Here is a 21,391-nt window from a genome sequence, read left to right as displayed (position 1 = left end):
GGGCCGGGCAGCGGGTAACAAAGTAGCGCCTTTTCCGGCCTCCGTTGATAGCACAGCAATCTGAAAAGCCACTGCAGGACGCCGCGACTTTTCTTTAGGAAGGGTAATGATGAACAAGAACAGTAGCGTGGAGAACAGCAATGTCAGGTGATGACCGCGAGCCCATCGGGCGCAAGGGACGCAACACTCCCCCAGAGCGCAAGCCCGCGCGGCAGCGGCCGCGTCACCGCAGGGAGGAGGACGCTGGGGATGATTTTGGCGACTATCAGGATGACAACCAAGACAATAAAGGTAAGCAACAGATGCCACGCAAGGTAAAGGCGGGCAAGCCGCGCAAAAAACGCGGCTGGCTGGGCCTGGCAGTAAAAATCGGGATTGTGCTGGCGCTGCTGCTGGCGATCTATGGCTTCTATCTGGATGGGCAGATCCGCAGCCGCATTGACGGCAAGGTGTGGCAACTGCCAGCGGCGGTCTATGGCCGGATGGTCAACCTCGAGCCGGGTATGGGCTACAGCAAGAAGGAGATGGTCTCGCTGCTGGAGGGCACCCAGTACCGCGAGGTGTCACGCATCACCCGGCCGGGCGAATTCACCGTGCGCGGCAACAGCATTGAGATGCTGCGCCGCCCGTTCGACTTCCCGGATGGCAAAGAGGGGCAGATCCACGCGCTGCTCACCTTCAAGGGCGACAGCCTGGCGCAGATCCAGAACATGGACAACAAGCGCAACTTCGGCTTCTTCCGCCTCGATCCGCGCCTGATCACCATGTTGCAGTCGCCGAATGGCGAGCAGCGCCTGTTCGTGCCGCGCAGCGGCTTCCCTGACCTGCTGGTGGACACGCTGCTGGCGACGGAAGACCGCCACTTCTATGAGCACGACGGCATCAGCTTCTACTCCATCGGCCGCGCGCTGCTGGCGAACCTGACCGCTGGCCACACGGTGCAGGGGGCGAGTACCCTGACGCAACAGCTGGTGAAGAACCTGTTCCTCAGCAACGAGCGCACCTACTGGCGCAAGATCAATGAAGCCTACATGGCGCTGCTGGTGGACAGCCGCTACAGCAAGGATCGCATCCTCGAGCTGTACCTGAACGAGGTCTACCTCGGGCAGGATGGCAATGACCAGATCCGTGGCTTCCCGCTTGCCAGCCTCTACTACTTTGGCCGCCCGGTGGATGAGCTGAGCCTCGATCAGCAGGCGCTGCTGGTGGGCATGGTGAAGGGGGCGTCGCTCTACAACCCGTGGCGCAACCCGAAACTGGCGCTGGAGCGCCGTAACGTGGTGCTGAAGCTGCTGGAGACGCAGCAGATCATTGACCACGAGCTTTACACCATGCTGAGCGCCCGCCCACTGGGCGTGCAGCCGAAGGGCGGGGTGATCTCGCCGCAGCCAGCCTTCATGCAGCTGGTGCGCCAGGAGTTGCAGCAGCGGATGGGCGACAAGATGAACGACCTCTCCGGCGTGAAGATTTTCACCACCCTTGATCCGGTGTCGCAGGACGCCGCCGAGCAGGCGGTGGAGGAGGGCATCCCGCAGCTGCGCAAGAAGAGCGGCCTGAACGACATCGAAACCGCGATGGTGGTGGTCGATCGCTTCAGCGGCGAGGTGCGGGCGATGGTCGGCGGGTCGCAGACCCAGTTTGCTGGCTTCAACCGCGCGATGCAGGCGCGCCGTCAGGTTGGCTCGCTGGCCAAACCGGCCACCTACCTGACCGCGCTGGCGCAGCCGGACAAGTACCGCCTCAACACCCTGCTGGCTGACCAGCCGCTGGCGCTGCGCCTCTCCAACGGCCAGACCTGGAAACCGCAGAACGATGACCACCAGTTCCGCGGCCAGATGATGCTGGTGGACGCGCTGGCGCGTTCGATGAACGTGCCGACGGTCAATCTGGGGATGGCGGTCGGGCTGGATGAGATCACCAAGACGCTGGTGACGCTCGGCGTACCGGCCAACGTGCTCAATCCGGTGCCGTCGATGCTGCTCGGGGCGATCGCGCTGACGCCAATGGAGGTGGCGCAGGAGTACCAGACCATCGCCAGCGGCGGCAACCGCGCACCGCTCTCCGCCGTGCGCTCGGTGATTGCCGAGGATGGCTCGGTGCTCTACCAGAGCTTCCCGCAGGCCGAGCGCGCGGTACCGGCGCAGGCCGCCTACCTGACGCTCTACGCCATGCAGCAGGTGGTGAACGAGGGCACCTCGCGCGCGCTGGCGGTGAAGTACCCCGGCCTGCATCTGGCGGCCAAGACCGGTACCTCGAACGACCTGCGTGATAGCTGGTTCGCGGGCATCGACGGCCAGCAGGTGGCGATCACCTGGGTAGGCCGCGACAACAACGGCCCGTCGAAACTGTGGGGCTCCACCGGGGCGATGGCGCTCTACAGCCGCTATCTGGCAAACGGCACCCCGCAGCCGCTGGATCTGCAAGCGCCAGAGGAGATCAGCCCGATGGGCGTTGACTCCGCCGGTAACTTTGTTTGCGGCGGCGGTGGCGGCCTGACCGGTGGCGTGGTGCGCACCATGCCGGTCTGGACGGACGACCCGGACAGCCTGTGTCAGGCCAGTCTGGCGGCTCAACAGCAGCAGTGGCAGCAGCAACAGCAGCAGCAACAGGCGCAAGCGCCGCAGGGCCAGCCGCAGCAGGCACCGCAGGATGAGCAGAAGGACAGCGAGGGCGTCGCTGGCTGGATCAGGGAGATGTTCGGCCAGTAACTCCCCGCCTTGAGCCGAGAGGGTGTGATGCGTGTCAAACGCGCATCACACCCTTTTTTTATCAGCCTTATCAATGATTATCGCTGACCGTTGGTGATTGGCGTCAGTGCGGCGGGGCGCGGCACTCTCTGGGGATTCCCCCCATAGAAGGAGCCAACCATGAAACGCGCACTGCCCCTGCTACTGATGCTTATCTGGCTGAACCCCCTCCCACGCGCCGAGGCCGCCGAGGCCCAGGTTCACGTGGTGTGTGACTACAGCCACACGCTGCCCGATGACGCGGTCATGATGCCCGCGATGCCCGGTATGGCGATGTCCCATGACTTCTTCGGCAACACCCACACCAACGCCTACAGCACCAACGAGCAGCTGGTGGCGGATTTCTCCACCACCTGCAACAACCTGGCCGACCACTCTGCCTACTGGGCACCGTCGCTGCGCCTGCCGGATGGGCGGGTGATCCGCCCCGCCTACCAAAAGACCTACTACCAAGCCAGCAACGTGCAGGAGTTCCCGCTCAGCCCGTTCCCGGCCGGGCTGCAACTGCTGGCTGGCACCCACAACGGCACCTCGCCCAACAAGGTAGCGATTGACTACTTCTGCCAAGGGCTGGGCTACTCGGATGTGCCCAAGAGTCGCTGCCCGCCGCAGGCGGATGGCACGGTGCAGATGAACATCGCCATCAAATTCCCCAACTGCTGGGACGGCGTGACGCTCCACCCGGCGATTGGGGTCAGGAATGCGGATTACGCGGTGAACAACGCCTGTCCGGCGGCCTACCCGGTGAAACTGCCGACCGTCAACATGAACATCGCCTATCTGGTGCCCAACTCGCCGCCGATTGACATGACCAAGGTAGAGCTGTCGCTCGATCCAAAAATGGTGGAGGGCAAGGTGGTGGAGCAGTGGGGGTCGATCTACAGCGCCCACGCCGACTTTATGAATGGCTGGCCGGATCAGGCCTCTGACTACATGGTCAACCACTGCATGAACCGCGCGCTGGATTGCGGCCTGAATGTGCCGCTGGCCTATGAGCCAGCGTTGCAGGATGTGACCGTCAGCAATCAGGAGTCGGCGGAGAGCAACTTCGCGGGCAGCAGCACGCTGGTGGTGCAGGACAACTGGCAGAATGACCGCAGCAAAAACCGCGAGGAGGTGGGGCTGATCCAGTTCACCATCCCGGCGTGGCCAGCGGCGCTGGACATCGATACAGACACCTCCTTTATTTATAAGGTGCGGCTGTTTGGCAACAACGTCTCCGACAGCGCGTCGCGCCAGCTCTTCCTCTACCCGACCAGCAACGACTGGCAGGAGCAGGCGGTGACCTGGAACAGCCGCCCCAGCTGTGGCCGTGACGCCGACGGCAAAACGCAGGTGACCAGCAAACCCAGTTACCTCTATTTCAGCGTTGATGCCGCCGTGAAACGGGCGATTAAAAATAAGCAGGCCACCATCTCATTCTGCATTGGCGGCGAGCGGCAGGGACGTATTTACCATTTCGATGCCACCGAGAGCGGCAATCCACCGCTGCTGATATTGCTCGGCGTTAAAAAATAGTCATCAGGATAAAAAGTTTTATAAACCCGCGACATAAACGTTGCGGATTTTCTTATTTGCGTTAATGGAATTTAACCATGACGGGAATAAGGTGAATTCTTCACCCGCTTAGCAGGCGTCAGGCGCTTTCTGCTTGAGTTTAAAAATTCATCCGAATATGATTCGCTCTGCATAATAATAATTCTCGTTTACATTCCTGTTAACATCATTAGAGAAGCAACCATGCGCACACGCACACGTTCAGGCTTTACCTCAGCGGCTTCGTTCCCCCGTGGGAAAGTGGCGCTGGCCATTGCGGTAACACTCGGGCACGTCGCCCTGCCGGCCATGGCGGCCGACACGACCCAGACCAACGGCAACGACACCATTACCGTGGTGGGCAGTGGGCCGAATGTGGCGCAGGAGAGCGCATGGGGGCCAGCCGCGACCGTGGCGGCCAAACGCAGTGCCACCGGCACCAAGACCGACACCCCGCTGCTGAAGACGCCGCAGTCGGTCTCGGTGGTCACCAGCGAGGAGCTGGAGATGCGCCAGCCGGACTCGGTCAAGGACGCGTTGCGCTACACGCCGGGCGTCTTCGCCAGCCGTGGTAGCTCCGAGGCGCTGGATGTGGTGGCGATTCGCGGCTTTAGCTCGGTCAACACCAACCAGTACCTCGACGGCCTTAAGCTTCAGGGCGACAACTACAATGAAGCCGCGATGGACCCCTATATGCTGGAGCGCGTGGAGCTGATGCGCGGCCCGGTGTCGGTGCTGTATGGCAAGAGCAACCCCGGCGGCATCATCTCGATGGTCAGCAAGCGCCCGACCACCGAAACCCTGCGTGAAGTGCAGTTCTCGATGGGCACCGACAACCTCTACCAGACCGGCTTTGACTTTGGCGGCGCGCTGGATGACAACGGCGTCTACTCCTACCGCCTGACCGGCGTGGCCCGCAGCCAGGATGCCCAGCAGGAGCTGGTGAACGAGAAGCGCTACGCCATCGCCCCGGCCTTTACCTGGCATCCGGATGACCGCACCACCTTCACCTTCCTGAGCAACTTCCAGAATGAGCCAGACACCGGCTACTACGGCTGGTTGCCGCGTGAGGGCACCGTGGTGCCTTACACCGACGCCAACGGCCAGGCGCGCAAGCTGCCGGTGGACTTCAACGAGGGGGAGGCGAGCGACACCTACTCCCGCAACCAGAAGATGGTGGGCTACAGCTTCGAGCATGGCTTTGACGACACCTGGACGGTGCGCCAAAACCTGCGCTACAGCATGATCAACAGCCACTACATCGGCCACTACGGCACTGGCTACAGCGCGCCTGCCACCATCAACCGTGGCTACGTGGACTCCAGCGAGAAGCTGAATAACTTTAGCGTCGACACCCAAGGGCAGGCCAAATTCGCCACCGGCGACGTGGATCACACCCTGCTGGCGGGCGTGGACTACATGCGGATGCGCAACGACATCAATGCCGACTACGGCACCACCGGCGGCATCAACATGACCGCGCCGCAGTATGGCAATGATGACTACGACATCAACTTCCGCTACCACATCCTCAACCGTCAGGAGCAGACCGGCCTCTATGTGCAGGATCAGGCGGAGTGGAACCACTGGCTGCTGACGCTGGGCGGCCGCTATGACTTCGCCAAGAGCACCGTGCTGACCCGCAGCGACAACACCACCGACAAGCGCCGCGACGAGCAGTTCACCTGGCGCGGCGGCCTGAACTACCTGTTCGACAACGGCATCTCGCCTTACTTCAGCTACAGCGAGTCCTTCGAGCCGGTCAGCGGCACCAGCCTGAGTGGCAGCGCGTTCGATCCGTCCCACGGCAAGCAGTATGAGGCCGGGGTGAAGTACATCCCGGAGAACCAGCCGATCAGCCTGACGGCGGCGGTCTACCAGCTGACCAAAGACAACAACCTGACCGCCGACCCGGCTAACTCTCTGTTCAGCGTCCAGACCGGCGAGATCCGCTCGCGCGGCGTGGAGCTGGAGGCCAAGGCGGCGGTCAACGCCAACATCAACCTGATCGCCTCCTACACCTTCACCGACGCCGAGTACACCAAGGACACCAACCTGAAGGGGCTGCGTCCGGTTGAGGTGCCGCGCAACATGGCGGCGCTGTGGGCGGACTACACCTTCCATGAGACGGCGCTGAGCGGCCTGACCGTCGGTAGCGGCGTGCGCTACGTTGGCGCGACCTCCAGCCTGAACGCCGACAACGAGCCGTTCAGCGTGGCGTCCTACACGCTGGTGGACGCCACCATCAAGTACGATCTGGCGCGCGCTGGCCTGCCAGGCTCCTCCATCGGGTTGAACATCAACAACCTGCTGGATCGTGAGTATGTCTCCAGCTGCTACCGCGACTACGCCTGCTACTGGGGCACCGACCGCCAGATCGTGGCGACCGCCACCTTCCGCTTCTGAGCCTTGGGCCGCGCGGCAACGCGCGCGTCCGGCCAGTCAGACCTTTGGGCGCGCAGAAGCGCGCCCGTTTGCAAGACAGGGAATTATGCAGGATAACCACGTCAACACCCACGTTTCGCTGAGCCTGGAACAGGCCAGCTTCACCGTTCCGGGGCGCACCCTGCTGGCGCCCCTGACCCTCACCTTCCCGCAGGGCAAATTCTGTGGCCTGATTGGCCACAACGGCTCTGGCAAATCCACGCTGCTCAAGATGCTGGGCCGCCACCAGCCGCCCTCCAGCGGCACGCTGCGGCTGAATGGCAAACCGCTGGACGCATGGGAGAGCAAAGCCTTCGCCCGCGAGGTGGCCTATATGCCGCAGCAACTGCCGCCCGCCGAAGGGATGACCGTGCAGGAGTTGGTGGCGATTGGCCGCTACCCGTGGCACGGCGCGCTGGGGCGCTTTCGCCACCATGACCGCGAGGCGGTCGAGCAGGCCATCGCGCTGGTGGGACTGAAACCCTTCGCCCAGCGGCTGGTGGACAGCCTCTCCGGCGGCGAGCGCCAGCGCGCCTGGCTGGCGATGATGATGGCGCAGGAGACGCGCTGCCTACTGCTGGATGAGCCGACCTCCGCGCTGGACATCGCCCATCAGGTCGAGGTGCTGGCGCTGATCAAGCGCCTGAGCGCCGAACGCGGCCTGACGGTGGTGGCGGTGCTGCACGACATCAACGTGGCGGCGCGCTACTGCGACCATTTGATTGCCCTGCGTGAGGGGCAGATGATTGCCAGCGGCAGCCCGCTCGAGCTGATGCAGGGGCCGGTGCTGGAGAAAATTTACGGTATCCCGATGGGCGTGCTGCCGCACCCCGGCGGCGGCGCCCCGGTGAGCTTTGTCTGCTGATGAGATCCCTGACCCAACCTGACGGCGTGCGCCGTCGCCTGTTGCAGGCGCTGGCGCTCTCGCCGCTGCTTGCCGCCTGGCCCTCACTGGCGGCCGCCCGCCCTGATTTGCGCCGTATCGTCTCGCTGGAGTGGTCTACCGTCGAGCTGCTGCTGACGCTCGGCGTGGTGCCGCTCGGCGTGGCCGATACCCACAGCTACCGCGAGTGGGTGAAAGAGCCAGCACTGCCGCCCGGCGTGGTGGACGTCGGGCTGCGTACCGAGCCGAACCTGGAGCTGCTGCAACAGCTGCGCCCCTCGCTGCTGCTGCTCTCCGCTGGCTATGGCCCGACACCGGAGGCGCTGGCGCGCATCGCGCCGACCCTCTCACTGGCCTTCTATGACGGCAGCGGCCAGCCGCTGGACTCGGCACGCAAGGCGCTCTACCTGCTGGCCGACCGGCTGGCACTGCGCCCGGCGGCCGATCGCCATCTGGCGGCGTTTGAAACGCTGCTGGCGCAGACGCGGGTAGCGCTGCGCCCCTACGGCCAGCGGCCGGTGCTCCTTTTCTCTTTCCTTGATGCCCACCACGTGCTGGTGTTTGGCAAAGGCAGCTTGTTTATGAATGTCCTGAATGAACTTGGCATCCCCAACGCCTGGCAGGGGGAGACCAACTACTGGGGCAGTAGCGTGATTGGTATTGAGCAACTCTCAACCGTGAAGGGCGTGCGGGCGCTCTGCTTTGATCATGGCGATCGGGCGCAGCGTGACAGCATCATGGCCTCGCCGCTGTGGCGCTCCCTGCCGATTGCCCGTGACAATGCGGTCTCCGTCGTGCCAGCCATCTGGTTCTATGGCTCCACCTCCAGCGCCATGCGCTTCTGCCGCCTGCTGCCAGCATCGCTGGGGGTGACGTCATGAGCCGCCGTCCGACCGCCACCGCGCTGCTGGTGCTGGGGTTGCTGGCCGCCGCCTGTCTGGCGCTGAGCGGCTATAACCTGCGTTGGCAGTTGCCGACGGATCGCTGGGCACAGGGGTTCTGGCAGCCCGAGATCGATGACGTGCGCCAGATGGTGTTCCACTACAGCCTGTTGCCGCGCATCGCCGTCTCCTGGCTGGCCGGGGCCGGGCTGGCGCTGGCGGGCGTGCTGTTCCAACAGGTGCTGCGCAATCCGCTGGCGGAGCCAGCGACGCTGGGCGTGGCCTCCGGGGCCAAGCTGGGGCTGACGTTGGCGACCCTCTGGACGCTGCCGGGCGGCCTGCTGACCCAACAGTTCGCGGCGCTGGCGGGCGCGCTGGTGGTGGGGGCGCTGGTGTTTGGCGTGGCGTGGGGCAAGCGCATCTCGCCGGTGACGCTGATCCTCGCCGGGCTGGTGCTGAGCCTCTACTGCGGCGCGGTGGATGGCCTGCTGGCGCTGTTCAACTATGACCAGTTGCAGAGCCTGTTCCTCTGGAGCAGCGGCGCGCTCAACCAACAGGACTGGAGCGTGGCGCGCTTCCTGCTGCCGCGGCTGGTATTGGCGCTGGTGCTGGCGCTGCTGCTGCTGCGGCCGATGACGCTGCTGGGGCTGGATGACGGCATCGCCCGCAACCTGGGCCTCGGGCTGTCGGCGGCACGGCTGGGCGCGCTGGCGGTGGCGATCACGCTCAGCGCGATGATCGTGAATGCGGTGGGCGTGGTTGGCTTTGTCGGGCTGTTCGCGCCGCTGCTGGCGACGCTGCTCGGCGCGCGCCGCCTGTTCAGCCGCCTGCTGCTGGCTCCGCTGCTCGGGGCGCTGCTGCTGTGGCTGACAGACCAGATCATGCTCTGGCTGAGCCACTTCTGGCAGGACATCGCCACCGGTGCGGCCACCGCGCTGATTGGCGCGCCGCTGCTGCTGTGGCTGCTGCCGCGCCTGCGTAGCCGCAGCGTGCCGGGCCAGAGTGACGTGGTGCCCGCAGAGCGCGGCCACCTGCCGTGGTGGATTGGCGGCGCGCTGCTCTGTTTGCTGGGCGGCCTGTGGCTGGCGCTGGCCTTTGGCCGCGACATGGCGGGCTGGGTCTGGGCGCAGGGCGATCTCTTCACCCAACTGCTGCCGTGGCGGATGCCGCGCGCGCTGGCGGCGCTGGCCGCCGGGGTAATGCTGGGCGCGGCGGGCACCATGATGCAGAAACTGACCGGCAACCCGATGGCCAGCCCGGAAGTGCTCGGCATCAGTTCCGGCGCGGCCTGCGGCGTGGTGCTGATGCTGTTCTTCGTGCCGGGCGACGCCTTTGTCTGGCTGCTGCCCGCGGGCACTCTCGGGGCGGCGGCGACGCTGTTCATCATCCTGCTGGTGTCGGCGCGCAGCAGCTTCTCGCCGGAGCGGATGCTGCTGGCGGGGATTGGCCTGAGCACCGTCTTCACCACGCTCATTACCCTGTTAATGGCGAGTGGCGATCCGCGCATGGGGCAATTGCTGAGCTGGATCTCCGGCTCCACCTACTCGGTGACCTGGGCGCAGGCGTGGCGCAGCGTGGCGTTGGCGGCGATCCTGCTGGCGTTGACGCCGCTCTGCCGCCGCTGGCTGATGATCCTGCCGCTGGGCGGCGCGCTGGCGCGCTCGGTCGGGCTGGCGCTCGGCCCGAGCCGGTTGGTGATTCTGCTGTTGGCGGCGATCATGACGGCGGTGGCGACCCTGACCATTGGGCCGCTCAGCTTTGTCGGCCTGATGGCACCGCACATGGCGCGGATGATTGGCTTCCGCCGCGCGCTGCCGCAACTGGTGATGGCTTCGCTGATTGGCGGCCTGCTGATGCTGCTGGCGGATTGGGGCGGGCGGATGCTGCTGTTCCCCTACCAGATCCCGGCCGGGCTGCTGGCGACCTTTATCGGCGCACCCTACTTTATCTACCTGCTGCGCAAGCAGGCGTCATAAAAAAACGGCCACCCCTCGGGGTGGCCGTTCTGTATTTAACGCTTAGCGCTTGGTTTGCCGCTTACAGCTTGGCGAAGCAGCGGCGTGCCGCGTCCACGGTACGCTGGATATCTTCCGGGCTGTGCGCCAGCGACATGAAGCCCGCCTCAAAGGCGGATGGCGCGAGGTAGACGCCCTCGTCCAGCATCAGGTGGAAGAAGCGCTTGAAGCGCTCCACATCGCACTGCATCACATCCTGATAGCAGGTGATGCTCTCTGCCTCAGTGAAGAACAGGCCGAACATGCCGCCGACGCGGTTCACCACCAGCGGGATGCCGCTCTCCTGAGCCGCGTTCAGCAGGCCGGTGGCGAGCTGCTCGGTCAGGTCAGTCAGGGTGGCGTGGGTGCCCGGCTGGGCGATCTGCGTCAGGCAGGCGTAGCCAGCGGCCATGGCGACCGGGTTGCCGGAGAGGGTGCCAGCCTGATAGACCGGGCCAGTCGGGGCCAGCGCCTCCATCACCTCGCGACGGCCGCCAAAGGCGCCCACCGGCATCCCGCCGCCGATGATTTTGCCCAGACAGGTGAGGTCAGGCACCACATTGTAGTAGGCCTGCGCGCCAGCCAGCGCCACGCGGAAGCCGGTCATCACCTCATCAATGATCAAGAGCGCGCCGAACTCGTCACACAGCGCGCGCAGGCCCGGCAGGAATTCTGGCAGCGGCGGCACGCAGTTCATGTTGCCAGCCACCGGCTCAACGATGATGCAGGCGATCTCCTCCGGGAACTGCTCAAAGGCAGCGCGCACCGAATCCAGATCGTTGTAGGTGCAGGTCAGGGTGTGTTTGGCGACGTCCGCCGGTACGCCCGGCGAGTTGGGCTGGCCGAGGGTCAGCGCGCCGGAACCGGCCTTCACCAGCAGGTGGTCGGCGTGGCCGTGGTAGCAGCCCTCAAACTTGATGATCTTGTCGCGGTGGGTGTAGCCGCGCGCCAGACGGATGGCGCTCATGGTGGCCTCGGTGCCGGAGTTGACCATCCGCACCATGTCCATCGTCGGCACCAGTTCGGTCACCAGCTCCGCCATGGTGACTTCCATCTCGGTCGGCGCGCCGAAGCTTAGCCCGCGTGCTGCCGCCTCAATCACCGCCTCGCGGATGCCGGCGTTGTTGTGGCCCAGCACCATCGGCCCCCAGGAGCCCACATAGTCGATATAGGCCTTGCCGTCGGCGTCATACAGGTAAGCCCCGTCGGCATGTTCAATGAACAGCGGCACGCCGCCGACGCCGGTAAAGGCACGTACCGGCGAGTTGACGCCGCCGGGAATAAGTTGCTGCGCCTTGGCGAACAGACTTTCGGACTTGCTGTGTTGGCTCATGGTTAAGGCTCCTGAATGGTTCGCATCCCGAGGGATGCAGAGGTAAACCCCCCTATTCTAGTGAAACAGGGCGCGTTATGAAATCGTTGCTGGCCTGCCACGCGCCCGGCGGGGCGGGGAAATCGTGCCAATGTGTTGCAGAAAACGAATGGCGGCGATTCAGGCGGGACGCCCCGCCTGCCATCGAGTAGTATGATCCGCCGGGCTTTTTGGTGATTTCCGATCCTGATAAACGAGACCGTGATGATAACGCAACAAGAGAGGCAGCTTTCCGCCGCGCCCCGTCTGCGGCGCAGTGAGGTGTTACGGCAATTTCTGCGGCGTGACAAGACGCCGGTGGCGATTTTGGGGGTGGCGGCGCTGGTCGGGTTGGTGACCGGCCTGCTGGGCGTGGGCTTCGAGCGGGCGGTCGGCTGGGTGACCCAGCAACGGCTGGCGGCGCTCCAGGAGGCGAGTGCGCACGTCTGGCTGTTGTGGCCGCTGGCGTTTGTGCTGTCGGCGCTGCTGGCGATGGTCGGCTACCTGCTGGTGCGCACGCTGGCGCCGGAGGCGGCGGGATCGGGCATCCCGGAGATTGAGGGGGCGCTGGAGGAGCTGCGCCCGGTGCGCTGGTGGCGGGTGATCCCGGTGAAGTTCATCGGCGGCATGGGCAGCCTCGGCGCGGGCATGGTGCTGGGGCGCGAGGGGCCGACGGTGCAGATCGGCGGCAACGTCGGCAAGATGCTGGTTGACCTGTTCCGGCTGAAGAGCGCCGAGTCGCGCCACTCGCTGCTGGCGACTGGCGCGGCGGCCGGGCTGTCGGCGGCCTTCAACGCGCCGCTGGCGGGCATCCTGTTCATCATCGAGGAGATGCGGCTCCAGTTCCGCTACAGCCTGATCTCCATCAAGGCAGTGTTTATCGGCGTCATCACCTCCAGCGTGGTCTACCAGTACTTTAACGGCGCGGCCTCGGTGATCCAGATTGGTCGGCTACAGGCGGCCGCCAGCGATACGCTCTGGCTCTACCTGCTGCTGGGGATGCTGTTCGGGGTGGTGGGCGTGGCCTTCAATGCGCTGATCTTCCGCATCCAGGATCTGTTCCAGCGCCTGCACGGCGGCAATCTGCGGCGCATCCTGCTGATTGGCGGGCTGCTGGGCGGCGTGTGCGGCCTGCTCGGCTTGATCCAGCCGGCGGCGGCGGGCGGCGGCTTTGGCCTGATCCCGGCGGCGGCGCTCGGCCACTACACGCTGGGGATGCTGCTGTTTATCTTCCTGAGCCGCATCGTGACCACGCTGCTCTGCTTCTGCTCCGGTGCGCCCGGCGGCATCTTCGCGCCGATGCTGGCGCTCGGCACGCTGGCGGGCACCGCTTTCGGCATGGCGGCCGCGGCGCTGTTCCCGCACTACGGGTTGCAGCCGGGCGCTTTCGCCATCGCGGGCATGGGGGCGCTGTTTGCCGCCACGGTGCGCGCGCCGCTGACCGGCATCGTGCTGGTGCTGGAGATGACCGACAACTACCAATTGATCCTGCCTATGATCATCACCTGCCTCGGCGCGACGCTGCTGGCGCAGTTTCTTGGCGGCCAGCCCTTGTATTCCACGCTGCTGGCCCGCACCTTACAACGGCAGGAGCGTGAGCAGGCGGCGCGCGCCGCCGCAGAAAATGCCCCCGGGACGGTCAATACTTGAACGTATCAGCCGGGTATAAGATAATTGATCGATGTTCGGGCGCCATTGGTGCGGCCTGAAGTGAAACTGGTTGGGAGTATAAAGATGAGTGATGACGTAGCACTGCCCCTGCAATTTACTGAGGCGGCAGCACATAAGGTGAAGAACCTGATTGCTGACGAAGAGAACCCGAACCTGAAACTGCGGGTCTATATCACCGGGGGTGGTTGCAGTGGTTTCCAGTATGGCTTCACTTTCGACGATCAGATCAATGACGGCGACATGACCATTGAGAAAGCTGGCGTGGCGCTGGTGGTCGATCCGATGAGCCTGCAATATCTGGTGGGCGGTTCGGTGGACTACACCGAAGGGCTGGAAGGATCGCGCTTTATCGTCACCAACCCGAATGCCAAAACCACCTGCGGCTGCGGCTCCTCATTCAGCATCTGAGGCGTTCGTCAGGCAGAAAAAAACCCGTGTGCCAGTGGCAGACGGGTTTTTTTATTACTGTTTTTCTTATGGGTAAAACGTGACTGCATGGGTAAAACAAGGTTGCTGTGTGTAGCTGCGAAGCGTCCTGACTCACCATTCAACCGTGATAAGCCGGGTGGTGCGCTCCACATTGCCCGCCAGATGGGCCTCTTGTTTCAAGGTTTGGGTACGGATAACCGGCTGATAGCGGGCATCGCTGCCGCACTCGGCCGTAGGGGTGCTGCCGGTCAGGGTAACCGCGCATTGAGGCACAATCACCAGACGGACATTGATCACGCCCTGGGCACCCTCGCCCTGACTTCCGATGGCCATTGCCGGCAAAATCCCCAGCGCCAGTAGCGCGCTGCACAGGAGGTGTCGCATCGGTGGTATTCCTGGTGTTGAAGTACTCCAACGTACCGGCCGGTGACCCCGGCCTGATAAGGGTATCGGCAGGGGAGGGCGCTGGCTTTAGCCAATCTGGATCTCCCCAGGGTTAACCGGTTTACCGGTACGTGGAACCCGCGACGCAAAACAGACCAAAAAGGGAGTGTGTGGCGGCGGCAGGGCGCATGAGCAACCGGCCAAAGGCCGGGCTGCTCAGACGCGGTGAATATAACAGAACCGATCGATGGGGTGAATATGTTTTAATCAATAAATAATTAATTGATATTTCATCCCGGTTGAAGATTAATTTGCCAGTTGCTTATCCGTGGCTTTCCAGCTCAAAGGTCGGCAACTTCAGGTGCCAGCGGATGGCAGCCAGACGAATCACCAGCGTAATCGCCATGCCCAGCAGCGTCGCCTGCGGCAGCGGCATGGCAAAGACCGAGTAGGCGAGGGTGTGGGCAATGCCGCCGACGATGCAGGCGGTGGCGTAGATCTCGGTACGCAGGATCATCGGGATCTCACGCGCCAGAATGTCGCGGATGATGCCACCGCCGACGCCGGTAATCACCCCCATGCAGACCGCCACCAGCGGGCCAGTGCCCGCGGCGAACGCCTTGTTGACGCCGATGCCGACAAACACCGCCAGGCCGACCGCGTCCAGCACCGGCAGCACCCACTTCGGCAGGCGGCGCGGCTGGCGCACCAGCAGGATGGTGAGCAGGCAGGTGAGCATCGCCACCACCAGATCGGTGGGATCGCGCACCCAGAACACCGGGCCATGCGCCAGCGCCATGTCACGGATGGTGCCGCCACCGACCGCCGTCACCACGCCCAGCACCAGGACGCCGAAGGGGTCCATCCGCAGTTTGCCCGCCAGCAATACGCCCGAGATGGCGAATACCGCGGTGCCTAAGATATCCAGAATTGAGAGCAACATATCAACGATCGTTCCGCGCAGAAGTGGGATCCGGCAGCGCCGCCAGCTGTGGGCAGAGCTGCTGTGCGGCCAGCATAATACGCGGGCCAGCGCGGCTGAACCAGTCAGAATTGACGGCGATCACCGGCACCGTCAACTGCGGCCGCCAGAAGGCGCTGACCGCCTGCTGCTGCGCCGCCTCACCGGGGGTGACGATCGCCGCCGGGTGGCGCATCAGCACCTGTTCGCGGCTCACCTGCGGCCACGGCATCCGGCTGTCGGCAAACACATTGCGCGCGCCGCACAGCGTCACGATCTCGCTCTGGAGGGTGTCAGCGGCGGCGGTGAACAGCGGCCGGGTGCCAAACTGCAACAGCACCGGCAGCGGGGTGGCGCGTGCGTACTGCTGGCGCAACGCCTCCCGCTGCTGGCGCAACTGCGCGGCGGCCTGTTTGCCCAGAGCTGGCTGGTCGCTGTAGCCAGCGAGCCGCTCCAGCGTCTCTGCCACCTGCTCAATGCTCTGCGGATCGAGGGTGATCACCGGGATCCCCAGCGACGCCAGCTGGTCGAGGGCGCGCTGCGGGTTGCCGCCGCGCCACGCCAGCACCAGATCGGGCTTCAGCGCGACGATGCGCTCCAGGTTGATCCCCTGCCAGTTGGCGACCCGCTCCAGCGCCTTGGCCGCGGGCGGGTAGTCGGCGTACTCACTGGCGGCCACCAATTTCGGCCCCAGCCCGGCGGCGTAGGCCAGCTCGGTCAGGTTGGGGGCCAGCGCCACCACCCGCTGCGCCGGGGCGGCCTGCGCTGTCGCGATAAAAAAAGGCACTGCCAACAGCAGTGCCTTGAGGGAAGCGAACAGCCGCATCAGCCGCGCGACGCCAGCGCCTGAAGCATGGCGTCCACCATGCGCGTGGACTGCTCGGCCGCCACCACCAGAAACTCCTCGAAGCTCAGGTGGGAAGCCTGATCCGCCACGTCGGAGATGGCGCGCACCACCACGAACGGGGTGCCGAACAGGTGGCAGACGTGGCCGATGGCCGCCGCTTCCATCTCTACGGCCGCCACCTGCGGGAAGGTCGTGCGGATGCGGGCCAGCGGCTCGGCGCCATTGATGAAGGCGTCGCCGCTGCACACCAGCCCGCGCACCGCGTTCAGGCCCAGATCGCTGATGCAGCGTTCGGCCAGCGCAATCAGCTCGCCGTCGGCGGTGAAGGCCGCCGGGCAGCCAGCCATCTGGCCCGGCGCATAGCCGAAGGCGGTGACGTCGGCATCGTGGTAGCGCACTTCGTCAGAGACCACGATGTCGCCCACTTTCAGGGTCGGGGCCAGGCCACCGGCGGAACCGGTGTTGATCACCACGTCCGGGCGGCAGTGCTCCAGCAGCAGGGTGGTGCCCATCGCGGCGGAGACCTTGCCGATGCCCGATTTGAGCAGGGCCACCTCCACGCCATGCAGCGTGCCGGTGTAGATTTCGCAGCCGGCGCGTTGCAGGGTCTGACGGTTTTCGATCTTGTCGCGCAGCAGGGTGACTTCCTGCTCCATTGCGCCGATGATGCCAACTTTCATAGAGATACTCGCTGATAAAGGTGGAGGACGATTTCGCATTTTCCTGTGGTCGAGTAGTCTATCATGGCTAAAAGCCAGAGATAATGCGTAATGGGCCGCGTCCTGCGGCGGGGGAACAGCATGGCGGCAATTGATTTTCGTAAAAAATTCAGCGTGGAGCGCCCCTTCAGACCGCAGCGGCAGGTGCTGGAGGAGCTGGACGCCTATGACATTGTGCGCCAGTTCGAGAGCGATCGCGGGCGCATCATCAACTCGGCGGCCATCCGCCGGTTGCAGCAGAAGACGCAGGTCTTCCCGCTGGAGCGCAACGCGGCGGTGCGCAGCCGGTTGACCCACTCGCTGGAGGTGCAGCAGGTCGGGCGGCACATCGCGAAAGAGATCCTGCACCGCCTTGGCAAGGCTGACCGGCTGGCAGCGCTCGGGCTGGAGCGGCTGGTGGCCCCGTTTGAGAGCGTGGTGGAGATGGCCTGCCTGATGCATGACATCGGTAACCCGCCGTTCGGCCACTTCGGTGAGTCCGCCCTCAATGACTGGTTCGGCCGACGGATGCGGGTGGCCGACTGCGCGCCCGGCGCGGAGGATACCTGCCCGGTACCGTTTTTGCGGCTGCGCGCCGGGGAGGAGACGCTCAATGCGCTGCGTAGCCGCATTCGCCACGATCTCAGCCACTTTGAGGGCAACGCACAGGCCATCCGGCTGGTGTTCAGCCTGCTGCGCCTCAACCTCACGCACACCCAGGTGGCCTGCATCCTGAAGTATACCCGCCCCGCCTACTGGGCCGGGCCGGTGCCGGAGCCATACAGTTATCTGATGAAGAAGCCGGGCTACTATCTGGCGGAGGAGCCGCAGATCCACCAGCTGCGCACGGCGCTGGATCTGGGCGAATTCCAGCGTTTCCCGCTCACCTACATCATGGAAGCGGCGGATGATATCTCCTACTGCATCGCCGATCTGGAGGATGCGGTGGAGAAGAAGATCTTCACCGTTGACCAGCTCTACCACCACCTGCAACAGGAGTGGGGCAGCGCGCAGGCCGGCGACCTGTTTGATCTGGTGGTGGGCACCGCCTATAAAAAGATGGCGGCCGCGCGCGACTATCGCCACCCCATCGACTACTTCTTTATGGAGTTGCGGGTGCAGACCGTCAAACGGCTGGTGCCCCATGCCGCGCAGCGCTTCATCGATAACCTGCCGCAGGTGTATGAGGGGACGTTGAATCAGGCGCTGCTGGAGGATGAGAGCCAGGCCAACCGGCTGCTGGAGGTGTTCAAGACCGTTGCCTTCCGCCGGGTGTTCAACCACCATGAGGTGGAGGAGCTGGAGTTGCAGGGCTACCGGGTGATCAGCGGCCTGCTGGATATCTACAGCCCGCTGCTGGAGATGCCGTGGGAGGATTTCCGCCAGCTCAACGAGCAGGATACCCACCGCCGCTACCCGATTGAGACACGCCTGCTGCACAAGCTTACCGCCAAATACCGGCTGACCTACAATCAGGCGGTGAACCAGCTGGCCACGCTGCCAGAGGCGGAGCAGCCGGTGTGGGAGTACTACTACCGCGCGCGTTTGATCCAGGATTACATCAGCGGCATGACCGATCTCCATGCCTATGATGAGTACCGGCGGCTGGCGGCGGCGGAGTGATTAAAATCTGTTCTTTTGTAAAGGCGTTGAACACTTTTTTACCATTGCTGAATCGACGCCAGTGAACTTAAGGTGGTTAATTACATCTTACTCAGCATGGCTGCACAGTCAGTATTGTTCTTGTCGCATCAATAAATTAAAGAGATACAGACGCATGAAAAAATCCTCTTTGTTCCTCAGCGCCCTGGCGCTTAGCATTGGAATGGCTTTTGGCCCCGCCTCCTCCGCACTGGCTGCGGAAACCGCCTCGTCGGGCATGACCCAACTGCCGAGTCTGGCGCCGATGCTGGAGAAAGTGATGCCGTCCGTTGTGAGCATCAACGTCGAGGGCAGCACCACGGTCAATACGCCGCGCATGGGCCAGCAGTTCCAGCAGTTCTTCGGTGACGATTCGCCGCTCTGCCAGGATGGCTCGCCGTTCCAGCAATCCCCGCTCTGCCAGGGCGGCGGTGACAACGGCGGCGGCAACCCACGTGGCGGCCGCCAGTCCCAGCAGCCGTTCCAGGCGCTCGGCTCCGGGGTGATCATTGACGCCGACAAGGGCTACGTGGTGACCAACAACCACGTGGTGGACAACGCCACCAAGATCGTGGTGCAGCTCAACGATGGCCGCAAATTTGACGCCAAGGTGATTGGCAAAGACCCGCGCTCCGACATCGCGCTGATCCAGCTGAAAGAGGCCAAAAACCTGACGGCGGTGAAGATGGCCGACTCCGAGGCGCTGCGCGTCGGTGACTACACCGTCGCCATTGGCAACCCGTACGGGCTGGGTGAGACTGCCACCTCCGGCATCGTCTCGGCGCTGGGCCGCAGCGGGCTGAACATTGAGAACTACGAGAACTTCATCCAGACGGATGCCGCCATCAACCGCGGCAACTCCGGCGGTGCGCTGGTCAACCTGAACGGTGAGCTGATCGGCATCAACACCGCGATCCTCGCGCCAGACGGTGGCAACATCGGCATCGGGTTCGCCATCCCCAGCAACATGGTGAAGAACCTCACCAGCCAGATGATTGAGTTCGGCCAGGTGAAACGCGGCGAACTGGGCATCATGGGCACCGAACTGAACTCCGAGCTGGCGAAGGCGATGAAAGTTGACGCCCAGCGCGGCGCGTTCGTCAGCCAGGTCATGCCGAAGTCGGCGGCGGCGAAGGCCGGTATCAAGGCCGGGGACGTGATCCTCACCATGAACGGCAAGGCTATCTCCAGCTTTGCCGCCTTCCGCGCGGAGGTGGGCACGCTGCCGATCGGCACCAAGCTGGCGCTGGGCCTGCAACGTGACGGCAAGCCGGTAACGGTAGAAGTGACGTTGGAGCAGAGCCAGCAGGCGCAGGTCGATTCCGCCACCATCTTCACCGGCATTGAGGGCGCGGAGCTGAGCAACACCGAGGTCAACGGCCAGAAGGGCGTGAAAGTGGACAACGTGAAGCCGGGTTCCGCCGCGGCGCGTATCGGCCTGAAGAAGGGCGACGTGATTCTCGGCGTCAACCAGCAGCCGGTGGCCAACCTCGGCGAGCTGCGTAAGATCCTCGACAGCAAGCCGTCCGTGCTTGCGCTCTCGATCCAACGCGGTGACAGCCAGCTCTACCTGCTGATGCAGTAAGATCCTGACGATCCACACGATTTAACAGGCACGGGAGACCGTGCCTTTTTTACGTCTGTAGCGGTCATTATTTTTGCCGCGCCTAAAATCGCCTTTCATTCCGTTGTCATCGCTTATTTTATCCACTGCGTGCATTTTGTGCGTTTGCACAAGGCGGCGTGGCGTGCGGCGGCGTATGCTGCCAGACAGGTCAGGTCAGCGGAGGGAGCAGATGGCGGCATATCAATTGGAAGCGGGCATGGCGCAGGAGATCGTCTCCCGCACCATGCAGATCATCGACAGCAATGTCAACGTGATGGATGGGCGTGGGCGCATCATCGGCAGTGGCGATCCGCAGCGGCTCGGTGAGCTGCATGAGGGGGCGCTGCTGGCGATCGCGCAGGGGCGGCGGGTGGAGATCGATTCCGCCGTGGCGCGTGGGCTGCACGGCGTGCGGCCGGGGGTGAATTTACCGCTGCGCATCGATGGCGAGATTGTCGGCGCGGTGGGGCTGAGCGGCGAGCCAGAGACGCTGCGCCGTTACGGCCAGCTGGTCAGCATGACCGCCGAAATGATGCTGGAGCAGGCCCGGTTGCAGCAACTGCTGGCGCGCGACAGCCGCCTGCGGGAGGAGCTGGTGCTCAACCTGATCCGGGCGGAGGGCGGGACGTCCTCTTTGGCGGAGTGGGCGCAGCGGCTGGGGGTCAACCTTGACCAGCCGTGGGCGGTGGCGCTGATTGAGGTGGAGGGGCAGGGGCCAGACGCTGGCAGCGCGCTGCACGAGATGCAGGCGCTGCTCGCCGCGCCGGGGCGGGAGCCGTTGCTGGCGCTGGTGTCACTGCATGAGCTGGTGTGGCTGGTGCCTGCGCCGGAGGGGGAGGCGCGTGGCGATGCGCTGCGGGCGCGGATGGAGGCACTATTGGCGCGCGCGGCGGCGCAGGGGCTGGAGGTGCGGTTGGCGCTCGGCAACGGCTTCAGCGGCCCCGGCGGCATCGCTCGATCCTACCGCACGGCCCGTGCGACGCTGGCGGTGGGCAAGCAGCGTCTGCCAGCGCAGCGCGGCTACTTCTACCCGGATCTGCGGCTGCCGGTGCTGCTCGACAGCCTGCGCGATGGCTGGCAGGCCGAGGAGCTGGCGCAACCCTTGGCGCGCCTGCGGGAGGCGGACAGCAATGGCCTGCTGCGGCGCACGCTGCGCGCCTGGTTCGCCCACGACGTGCAGCCCGGCGCGGCGGCGCGCGCGCTGTTTATCCATCGCAATACGCTTGAGTACCGCCTCAACCGCATCGCCGACGTGACCGGCCTCGACCTTACCCGCTTTGACCACCGGCTGCTGCTCTATGTGGCGCTGCAACTGGAGGCCCCCCAGCCCGAGTGATC

Annotated in this window: 16 protein-coding genes; 11 read left to right on the top strand and 5 right to left on the bottom strand. The window is 64.4% G+C overall.

From position 1 onward, the window contains the following. Positions 1-140: 140 nt before the first annotated feature. The 6 genes from mrcB (at position 141) to fhuB (ending at position 10,447) form a co-directional block, all read left to right on the top strand. Positions 141-2,708, top strand: coding sequence for a bifunctional glycosyl transferase/transpeptidase (gene mrcB / locus C1N62_RS14100; RefSeq protein ID WP_137764224.1), 2,568 nt, complete (start codon positions 141-143; stop codon positions 2,706-2,708). Positions 2,709-2,867: 159 nt separating this feature from the next. Next, positions 2,868-4,265, top strand: coding sequence for a DUF1996 domain-containing protein (locus C1N62_RS14095; protein WP_137764223.1), 1,398 nt, complete (start codon positions 2,868-2,870; stop codon positions 4,263-4,265). Positions 4,266-4,487: 222 nt separating this feature from the next. Next, positions 4,488-6,689 (top strand): ferrichrome porin FhuA, encoded by a 2,202-nt coding sequence (gene fhuA / locus C1N62_RS14090; RefSeq protein ID WP_137764222.1) that lies wholly within the window; start codon positions 4,488-4,490, stop codon positions 6,687-6,689. Positions 6,690-6,774: 85 nt separating this feature from the next. Further along, complete coding sequence (fhuC, locus tag C1N62_RS14085) at positions 6,775-7,572, top strand: Fe3+-hydroxamate ABC transporter ATP-binding protein FhuC (protein ID WP_137764221.1); 798 nt, start codon at positions 6,775-6,777, stop codon at positions 7,570-7,572. After that, the gene (gene fhuD / locus C1N62_RS14080; protein ID WP_137764220.1) at positions 7,572-8,471 is read left to right on the top strand and encodes a Fe(3+)-hydroxamate ABC transporter substrate-binding protein FhuD; all 900 of its coding nucleotides are present in this window, start codon (positions 7,572-7,574) and stop codon (positions 8,469-8,471) included. The genes fhuC and fhuD overlap by 1 nt, the downstream gene beginning before the upstream one ends. Further along, positions 8,468-10,447 (top strand): Fe(3+)-hydroxamate ABC transporter permease FhuB, encoded by a 1,980-nt coding sequence (gene fhuB / locus C1N62_RS14075; protein WP_137764219.1) that lies wholly within the window; start codon positions 8,468-8,470, stop codon positions 10,445-10,447. Before fhuD ends, fhuB begins: the two co-directional genes overlap by 4 nt. A 61-nt stretch (positions 10,448-10,508) precedes the next feature. Here the strand turns inward: fhuB and hemL are convergent, their stop codons facing one another. Continuing rightward, positions 10,509-11,798: a glutamate-1-semialdehyde 2,1-aminomutase gene (hemL, locus tag C1N62_RS14070; RefSeq protein WP_137764218.1), complete on the bottom strand. Its 1,290-nt coding sequence runs from the start codon at positions 11,796-11,798 to the stop codon at positions 10,509-10,511. Positions 11,799-12,041: 243 nt separating this feature from the next. Between hemL and clcA the strand changes: the two genes are divergently transcribed. After that, positions 12,042-13,466 (top strand): H(+)/Cl(-) exchange transporter ClcA, encoded by a 1,425-nt coding sequence (gene clcA, locus C1N62_RS14065; protein ID WP_137764217.1) that lies wholly within the window; start codon positions 12,042-12,044, stop codon positions 13,464-13,466. 84 nt (positions 13,467-13,550) lie between these two features. Next, positions 13,551-13,895 carry an iron-sulfur cluster insertion protein ErpA gene (erpA, locus tag C1N62_RS14060; protein WP_137764216.1) on the top strand — a complete coding sequence of 115 codons (345 nt, stop codon included), beginning with the start codon at positions 13,551-13,553 and terminating at the stop codon, positions 13,893-13,895. Positions 13,896-14,027: 132 nt separating this feature from the next. Here the strand turns inward: erpA and C1N62_RS14055 are convergent, their stop codons facing one another. From C1N62_RS14055 to mtnN, 4 genes are all read right to left on the bottom strand, one after another. Further along, positions 14,028-14,300 (bottom strand): hypothetical protein, encoded by a 273-nt coding sequence (locus tag C1N62_RS14055; protein ID WP_137764215.1) that lies wholly within the window; start codon positions 14,298-14,300, stop codon positions 14,028-14,030. Between the two features lie 322 nt (positions 14,301-14,622). After that, on the bottom strand, positions 14,623-15,243 hold the full coding sequence (locus tag C1N62_RS14050; RefSeq protein ID WP_137764214.1) for a TRIC cation channel family protein: 621 nt from the start codon (positions 15,241-15,243) through the stop codon (positions 14,623-14,625). Position 15,244: 1 nt separating this feature from the next. Beyond that, positions 15,245-16,087 carry a vitamin B12 ABC transporter substrate-binding protein BtuF gene (btuF, locus tag C1N62_RS14045; protein WP_137764213.1) on the bottom strand — a complete coding sequence of 281 codons (843 nt, stop codon included), beginning with the start codon at positions 16,085-16,087 and terminating at the stop codon, positions 15,245-15,247. Next, positions 16,087-16,788, bottom strand: a complete 702-nt coding sequence (mtnN, locus tag C1N62_RS14040; RefSeq protein ID WP_137764212.1) for a 5'-methylthioadenosine/S-adenosylhomocysteine nucleosidase — start codon at positions 16,786-16,788, stop codon at positions 16,087-16,089. Before mtnN ends, btuF begins: the two co-directional genes overlap by 1 nt. Positions 16,789-16,908: 120 nt before the next feature. On the opposite strand from mtnN, the gene dgt reads away from it, so the two are divergent. From dgt to C1N62_RS14025, 3 genes are all read left to right on the top strand, one after another. After that, complete coding sequence (gene dgt, locus C1N62_RS14035) at positions 16,909-18,429, top strand: dGTPase (protein ID WP_137764211.1); 1,521 nt, start codon at positions 16,909-16,911, stop codon at positions 18,427-18,429. 154 nt (positions 18,430-18,583) lie between these two features. Then, positions 18,584-20,032, top strand: coding sequence for a serine endoprotease DegP (degP, locus tag C1N62_RS14030; RefSeq protein WP_137764210.1), 1,449 nt, complete (start codon positions 18,584-18,586; stop codon positions 20,030-20,032). Between the two features lie 211 nt (positions 20,033-20,243). Beyond that, complete coding sequence (locus C1N62_RS14025) at positions 20,244-21,389, top strand: sugar diacid recognition domain-containing protein (protein ID WP_137764209.1); 1,146 nt, start codon at positions 20,244-20,246, stop codon at positions 21,387-21,389. Positions 21,390-21,391 lie beyond the last annotated feature (2 nt).

The organism is Nissabacter sp. SGAir0207 (assembly GCF_005491205.1).
GTDB lineage: Bacteria > Pseudomonadota > Gammaproteobacteria > Enterobacterales > Enterobacteriaceae > Chimaeribacter.
Note: the sequence above shows the minus strand (reverse complement) of the source record. Positions and strands in the feature narration are given on the sequence as shown.

Coding starts and splice junctions, on each gene's coding strand:
- btuF (WP_137764213.1), bottom strand. CDS start 16,087: ATGCGGCTGTTCGCTTCCCTCAAGGCACTGCTGTTGGCAGTGCCTTTT.
- dgt (WP_137764211.1), top strand. CDS start 16,909: ATGGCGGCAATTGATTTTCGTAAAAAATTCAGCGTGGAGCGCCCCTTC.
- fhuC (WP_137764221.1), top strand. CDS start 6,775: ATGCAGGATAACCACGTCAACACCCACGTTTCGCTGAGCCTGGAACAG.
- mtnN (WP_137764212.1), bottom strand. CDS start 16,788: ATGAAAGTTGGCATCATCGGCGCAATGGAGCAGGAAGTCACCCTGCTG.
- fhuB (WP_137764219.1), top strand. CDS start 8,468: ATGAGCCGCCGTCCGACCGCCACCGCGCTGCTGGTGCTGGGGTTGCTG.
- C1N62_RS14025 (WP_137764209.1), top strand. CDS start 20,244: ATGGCGGCATATCAATTGGAAGCGGGCATGGCGCAGGAGATCGTCTCC.
- fhuA (WP_137764222.1), top strand. CDS start 4,488: ATGCGCACACGCACACGTTCAGGCTTTACCTCAGCGGCTTCGTTCCCC.
- C1N62_RS14095 (WP_137764223.1), top strand. CDS start 2,868: ATGAAACGCGCACTGCCCCTGCTACTGATGCTTATCTGGCTGAACCCC.
- clcA (WP_137764217.1), top strand. CDS start 12,042: ATGATAACGCAACAAGAGAGGCAGCTTTCCGCCGCGCCCCGTCTGCGG.
- C1N62_RS14050 (WP_137764214.1), bottom strand. CDS start 15,243: ATGTTGCTCTCAATTCTGGATATCTTAGGCACCGCGGTATTCGCCATC.
- degP (WP_137764210.1), top strand. CDS start 18,584: ATGAAAAAATCCTCTTTGTTCCTCAGCGCCCTGGCGCTTAGCATTGGA.
- C1N62_RS14055 (WP_137764215.1), bottom strand. CDS start 14,300: ATGCGACACCTCCTGTGCAGCGCGCTACTGGCGCTGGGGATTTTGCCG.
- fhuD (WP_137764220.1), top strand. CDS start 7,572: ATGAGATCCCTGACCCAACCTGACGGCGTGCGCCGTCGCCTGTTGCAG.
- mrcB (WP_137764224.1), top strand. CDS start 141: ATGTCAGGTGATGACCGCGAGCCCATCGGGCGCAAGGGACGCAACACT.
- erpA (WP_137764216.1), top strand. CDS start 13,551: ATGAGTGATGACGTAGCACTGCCCCTGCAATTTACTGAGGCGGCAGCA.
- hemL (WP_137764218.1), bottom strand. CDS start 11,798: ATGAGCCAACACAGCAAGTCCGAAAGTCTGTTCGCCAAGGCGCAGCAA.